Origin of the sequence: Stenotrophomonas sp. SMYL20 (genome assembly GCF_036320045.1) — a bacterium.
Taxonomy (GTDB): Bacteria; Pseudomonadota; Gammaproteobacteria; order Xanthomonadales; family Xanthomonadaceae; genus Stenotrophomonas; species Stenotrophomonas maltophilia_A.
In genome coordinates this window covers 99,879-105,208 of the sequence record NZ_JAWIRT010000012.1, presented here as the reverse complement: position 1 = coordinate 105,208, position 5,330 = coordinate 99,879, and the positions used below count along the sequence as shown (strand labels likewise).

Below are 5,330 nucleotides of genomic sequence, written 5' to 3'. Positions count from 1 at the left end.
TTGTAGAGTCGAGCTTGCTCGACTGCCGTTCGCGCAAAGCAGTCGAGCAAGCTCGACTCTACAATCAGCGTCGCCCTTCCACCGCCATGCGTACCGCCAGCCCGGCCAGCACCGTGCCCATCAGCCAGCGCTGCACCACCTGCCAGGTCGGGCGCGCGGCCAGGAAACCGGCGATGCTGCCAGCGGTCAGCGCAATCATGCCGTTCACGGTCACACTCACCGCGATCTGGGTGGAGCCCAGCACGATCGACTGCATCAGCACACTGCCCTCGCCGTCCGGATGCAGGAACTGCGGCAGCAGCGACAGGTACATCACCGCCACTTTCGGGTTCAACAGATTGGTCAGGAAGCCCATCGTGAACAGTTTGCGCGGGCTGTCCTGCGGCAGTTCGCGCACCGCGAACGGCGAACGGCCGCCGGGCTTGAGCGCCTGCCAGGCCAGGTACAGCAGGTACAGCGCGCCGCCGATGCGCAGCGCGTCGTAGGCGAACGGCACGGTCATCAGCAGGGCGGTGATGCCCAGTGCCGCACACAGCATGTAGAACACGAAGCCCAGCGCCACCCCGCCCAGCGAGATCAGGCCTGCCATCGGCCCCTGGCAGATCGAGCGTGAGATCAGGTAGATCATGTTCGGTCCGGGCGTGAGCACCATGGCCAGTGAAACCAGCGCGAAGGCCAGCAGGTCGGAAGTGGCGGGCATGGGCGGTCCTGGCAGTGGGCGTGGCGCAGTGTAACGCCTGCCGCAGGCGCGGCCTGCGCAGGCACCGCTGCCGGGTGACCGTTGCACGTGCATTCCGATGGCCATCACGCCGGTCGCTTAGAATCCGCAGCACCCCACACCGAAGCCCCTCCATGACTCCCATCCCCGAGACCGTGCCGCCCACCGAAGTGCGCATGGCCGAAATCGTCTTTCCCAACCACACCAACCACCTTGGCACCCTGTTCGGTGGCCAGGCGCTGGCGTGGATGGACAAGGCCGCCTTCCTGGCCGCCGCCCGTTACTCGCGCCGCACCGTGGTGACCGCGCGCAGCGACCAGGTCGACTTCAAGCTGCCGATCCGCATCGGCCAGATGGTGGAAACCATCGGCCGCATCGTCGAAGTCGGCCGCAGCTCGATGAAGGTGGAGGTGGAACTGGTCGCCGAAGACCTGCACAGCGGCGAGCGCAAGCTGTGCACCCGCGGCCACTTCGTGATGATCGCGCTGGACGAGGAAGGCCACCCGATCGCGGTACCGCCGCTGCCGGCGGCCTGACCCGGCCAACGGACCGGCGCTTGCGGGGGCGCCACCGCGCCCCCATCTGGCAGCCATGACCCTGCCACTGACCGACTTCATCGACCGTGCCCAGCGCCTGTTCGTGCTGACCGGCGCCGGCTGCAGCACCGCCTCGGGCATTCCCGATTACCGGGATGCCGACGGCCAGTGGAAACGCACGCCGCCGGTGACCTACCAGGCCTTCATGGGCGAGGCGGCCACCCGCCAGCGCTACTGGGCGCGCAGCCTGCTCGGCTGGCCGCGCTTCGGCCTGGCCCGGCCCAACGGCACCCACCAGGCCCTGGCCGCGCTGGAAAGCCGAGGCAAGCTGCAGGTGCTGCTGACCCAGAACGTGGACGGCCTGCACCAGCGTGCCGGCAGCCACAACGTGATCGACCTGCATGGCCGCTTGGATCTGGTGCGCTGCATGGGTTGCGAGCGTCGCAGCGGCCGCGAGGAGTTCCAGCAGCGCCTGCTGGACGCCAATCCCGGCTGGGACGCGCTGGAGGCAGGCATCGCGCCCGATGGTGATGCCGATCTGGAGACCGATTTCTCCGCGTTCGTGGTGCCCGAGTGCCCGCATTGCGGCAGCGTGTTGAAGCCGGATGTGGTGTTCTTCGGCGAAAACGTGCCGCGGGAGCGCGTGCAGGCGGTGCAGGAGCACCTGCAGCAGGCCGACGCCGTGCTGGTGGTGGGTTCATCGCTGATGGTCTATTCCGGCTTCCGCTTCGTGCAGGCGGCGGCCAGGGCAGGGCTGCCGGTGGCGGCGTTGAACCGTGGCCGCACCCGCGCCGACGACCTGCTGCAGTTCAAGGATGAACGGGACTGCGCCGAGGCGCTGGCCGCGTGGGCTTCGTCCTGAGCCGAGCACACGCTCGGCTGCACGCCCACCGCGAAACAGCGATCCATCCAGACGGTTGATTCGCAGGCCGTGCGGCGGTGCAATACGCACCCCCTACGTCGTTCATCACCGTCTTGAGCCAGCTGTTTTCGCCGATCTCGTTCGGCCCCCTGACCCTGTCCAACCGCATCGTCATCGCGCCGATGTGCCAGTACTCCGCCGAAGACGGCCGCGCCAGCGACTGGCATGCCATGCACCTGGGCAACCTGGCGCAGTCCGGCGCCGGCCTGCTGATCTTGGAAGCCACTGCCGTCGAACCGCGCGGCCGCATCAGCTGGGCCGACCTGGGCCTGTGGGACGACGGCACCGAGGCCGCACTGGCACAGGTGCTGGCCAGCGTCCGCCGCTGGTCGCCGATGCCGCTGGGCATCCAGCTGGGCCATGCCGGCCGCAAGGCCTCGGTGAGGCGTCCGTGGGACGGTGGTGGCCAGTTGCCGGCCGACGATGCGCGGGGTTGGGCCACCGTGGCGCCGTCGCCGCTGCCGTTCCATGCCGCCGATCCGGCACCGCAGGAACTGGACGAGGCCGGCATCGCCGAGGTCATCGCCGCCTTCGCCGCCAGTGCGGTGCGCGCCGAGCGCCTGGGCTTCGAGCTGATCGAGCTGCATGCCGCGCACGGTTATCTGCTGCACCAGTTCCTGTCGCCGCTGAGCAACCGCCGCACCGATGGCTACGGTGGCTCGCTGCCGAACCGCCTGCGCCTGCTGGTGGAGGTGTTCGATGCGGTGCGTGCGGCAGTGTCCGACAAGGTCGCGGTGGGCGTGCGCATCTCCGCCAGCGACTGGGTCGATGGCGGCTGGGATCTGGTGCAGAGCGAGGCGCTGGCGCAGGTGATGGACGCGCGCGGCTGCAACTTCCTGCATGTCTCCAGCGGTGGCCTGGACGAGCGCCAGAAGATCACCGTCGGCCCGGGCTATCAGGTGCCGTTCGCGGCGGCGATCAAGGCCAAGGTGCGCATGCCGGTCATCGCCGTGGGCATGATCACCGAACCGGAGCAGGCCGAATCGATCCTGCGCCATCGCCACGCCGATGCGGTAGCCCTGGCGCGCGGCATCCTCTACGACCCGCGCTGGCCGTGGCATGCCGCCGCCGCATTGCGCGACAGCGTGGAACCGGCGCCGCAGTACCTGCGCTGCGAGCCGCGCGATGCGCGCGGCGTGTTCAAGGCGCGCTGAGGCTCACACCCGCCAGGCCGGCGCCATGCCGGCCTGCAGGTGCTCGAACAGTGCGCGGATCTTGGCAGTGAAATCGCGGCGGTCGCTGACGCAGAAATAGACTTCCATCGGTTCGGGGCGCCATGCAGTGTCGGCGCCGAACACCGCCTGCAGGCGGCCATCGCGCAGGTACGGCTCGGCCACGAATGCGGCCAGCCGGGTGATGCCGGCACCGGCTGCGGCCAGCGTCGCCAGGGCATCGATGTCATCGCAGACCATGCTCGGCGGCAGTGCGGCGTCCACGCGCTGGCTATCCTTCAACAGGCCCCATCGCAGCGGCCGGCCATCGGTGGGGAAGCGGTGCAGCAGCCCGCGATGGCCGCTCAGCTCGGAGGGTTGCTGCGGGGTGCCGTGTGCCTTCAGGTAGGCCGGCGAGGCACAGAACACGAACGGCACGCGCGCCAGCTGCCGTGCGACGACACCGTCCTCCAGCTGTGCACCGATGCGGATGCTGGCATCCACCGCTTCCGGGCCGTGTTGCACGGCGCGATCGGTCAGGCGCAGCTCCAGCTGCAGCTGCGGGTAGCGTTGCTGCAGTGACGGCAGCAACGGTGCCAGCACGTGGCGGCCGAACGCGCTGCTGCTGGCGATGCGCAGCGGCCCGGCCGGTTCGATGTCACCGGAGGTGACCATCGCCTGTGCACGCGCCAGGTCGGCTTCGATGTGGCGCACCTGCGCCAGGTACAGCGCGCCGGCCTCGCTGAGCGCCAGCTGCCGCGTACTTCGGTTCAGCAACCGTACGCCCAGATGCGCCTCCAGCCGGTTGATGTTCTGGCCGACTGCGGTGGCGCTGATGCCAAGGATGCGGGCCGCGGCGGCAATGCTGCCGGTCTCTGCGGTGCGGGTGAAGCTGCGGATCAGTTGCAACAGGTTCATGACCGACCAGCTTGCCATGGAGAAACCCAAGTATCGCTTGGGACTGAACCAAGCAGGTCGGTTGCATCGGTGACCATCGATCCCGAGGGCAGGTCGCTGCCCTACACTCGTGCGATGCGCCCCGATTCCATCCTCACCCTGTCCTGCCCCGACCGTACCGGCATCGTCTACCGCGTTTCCGGCCTGCTGTTCGACCACGGCTGCAACATTCTCGACGCCCAGCAGTTCGGCGACGAGGAGAGCGGCCGCTTCTTCCTGCGCGTGCATTTCGATCGCGATGCCGGCCTGCCGCTGGAGACCGTGCACGCCGCCATGGCTACGCTCGCCGCCGGCTTCGGCATGGACTGGCAGCTGCATGATGGCCGCCGCCGTGCACGCCTGCTGGTGCTGGTCAGCAAGCAGGGGCACTGCCTCAACGACCTGCTGTTCCGTGCCCACAGCGGCCAGCTGAAGGTGGACATTGCCGCAGTAGCGTCCAACCACGCCGACTTCGCGCCGCTGGCGGCGTCCTACCAGGTGCCGTTCCACCACCTGCCGGTGACCGCTGATACGCGCGTGGTGCAGGAGCAGCAGATCATCGACCTGGTCGAGCGCGAACGCATCGATCTGGTGGTGCTGGCGCGCTACATGCAGATCCTGTCACCCACGCTGTGCCGCGCGCTGGCCGGCCGTGCGATCAACATCCACCACAGCTTCCTGCCCAGCTTCAAGGGCGCGCAGCCGTACCACCAGGCACACGCGCGCGGGGTCAAGATCATCGGCGCCACCGCGCACTACGTCACCGAGGATCTGGACGAAGGCCCGATCATCGAACAGGACGTGGCCCGCGTGGACCATGCGATGGCGCCGCGCGAGCTGGTGCGGCTGGGCAGCGATACCGAATCGCTGGTGCTGGCGCGCGCCGTTCGGCGCCATGTGGAGCACCGCATCCTGCTCAACGGGCACCGAACGGTGGTGTTCCGGTAATCGCCCATCCCGCGTCCGCCGGGCATGGCCCGGCGCTACCACGGGTGCTATCCGGTAGTGCCGGCCGCTGGCCGGCAACTGCAGAGATCCCGAGGTTGCCGGCCAGCGGCCGGCACTAC

The 5,330-nt window shown here is 68.9% G+C and carries 6 protein-coding genes; 4 read left to right on the top strand and 2 right to left on the bottom strand.

Features of this window, described 5'->3' with window-relative positions; genetic code table 11:
• Positions 1-64: 64 nt before the first annotated feature.
• The gene (locus tag V3B48_RS11150) at positions 65-700 is read right to left on the bottom strand and encodes a LysE family translocator (RefSeq protein WP_032128209.1); all 636 of its coding nucleotides are present in this window, start codon (positions 698-700) and stop codon (positions 65-67) included.
• Between the two features lie 152 nt (positions 701-852).
• On the opposite strand from V3B48_RS11150, the gene V3B48_RS11145 reads away from it, so the two are divergent.
• From V3B48_RS11145 to V3B48_RS11135, 3 genes are all read left to right on the top strand, one after another.
• Entirely contained in the window at positions 853-1,254 is a 402-nt protein-coding gene (locus tag V3B48_RS11145; protein WP_004153688.1) for an acyl-CoA thioesterase, read from the top strand.
• Between the two features lie 55 nt (positions 1,255-1,309).
• On the top strand, positions 1,310-2,116 hold the full coding sequence (locus tag V3B48_RS11140) for an NAD-dependent protein deacetylase (protein ID WP_329893750.1): 807 nt from the start codon (positions 1,310-1,312) through the stop codon (positions 2,114-2,116).
• A gap of 113 nt (positions 2,117-2,229) precedes the next feature.
• Entirely contained in the window at positions 2,230-3,330 is a 1,101-nt protein-coding gene (locus V3B48_RS11135; protein WP_329893749.1) for an NADH:flavin oxidoreductase/NADH oxidase, read from the top strand.
• A 3-nt stretch (positions 3,331-3,333) separates the two neighbouring features.
• Here V3B48_RS11135 and V3B48_RS11130 read toward each other — a convergent pair whose 3' ends face one another.
• On the bottom strand, positions 3,334-4,245 hold the full coding sequence (locus V3B48_RS11130) for a LysR family transcriptional regulator (protein WP_329893748.1): 912 nt from the start codon (positions 4,243-4,245) through the stop codon (positions 3,334-3,336).
• Positions 4,246-4,359: 114 nt separating this feature from the next.
• Here V3B48_RS11130 and purU point away from each other — a divergent pair, with 114 nt between their 5' ends.
• The gene (purU, locus tag V3B48_RS11125; RefSeq protein ID WP_049421018.1) at positions 4,360-5,211 is read left to right on the top strand and encodes a formyltetrahydrofolate deformylase; all 852 of its coding nucleotides are present in this window, start codon (positions 4,360-4,362) and stop codon (positions 5,209-5,211) included.
• Positions 5,212-5,330: the final 119 nt, after the last annotated feature.

Coding starts and splice junctions, on each gene's coding strand:
- V3B48_RS11150 (WP_032128209.1), bottom strand. CDS start 700: ATGCCCGCCACTTCCGACCTGCTGGCCTTCGCGCTGGTTTCACTGGCC.
- V3B48_RS11145 (WP_004153688.1), top strand. CDS start 853: ATGACTCCCATCCCCGAGACCGTGCCGCCCACCGAAGTGCGCATGGCC.
- V3B48_RS11140 (WP_329893750.1), top strand. CDS start 1,310: ATGACCCTGCCACTGACCGACTTCATCGACCGTGCCCAGCGCCTGTTC.
- V3B48_RS11130 (WP_329893748.1), bottom strand. CDS start 4,245: ATGAACCTGTTGCAACTGATCCGCAGCTTCACCCGCACCGCAGAGACC.
- purU (WP_049421018.1), top strand. CDS start 4,360: ATGCGCCCCGATTCCATCCTCACCCTGTCCTGCCCCGACCGTACCGGC.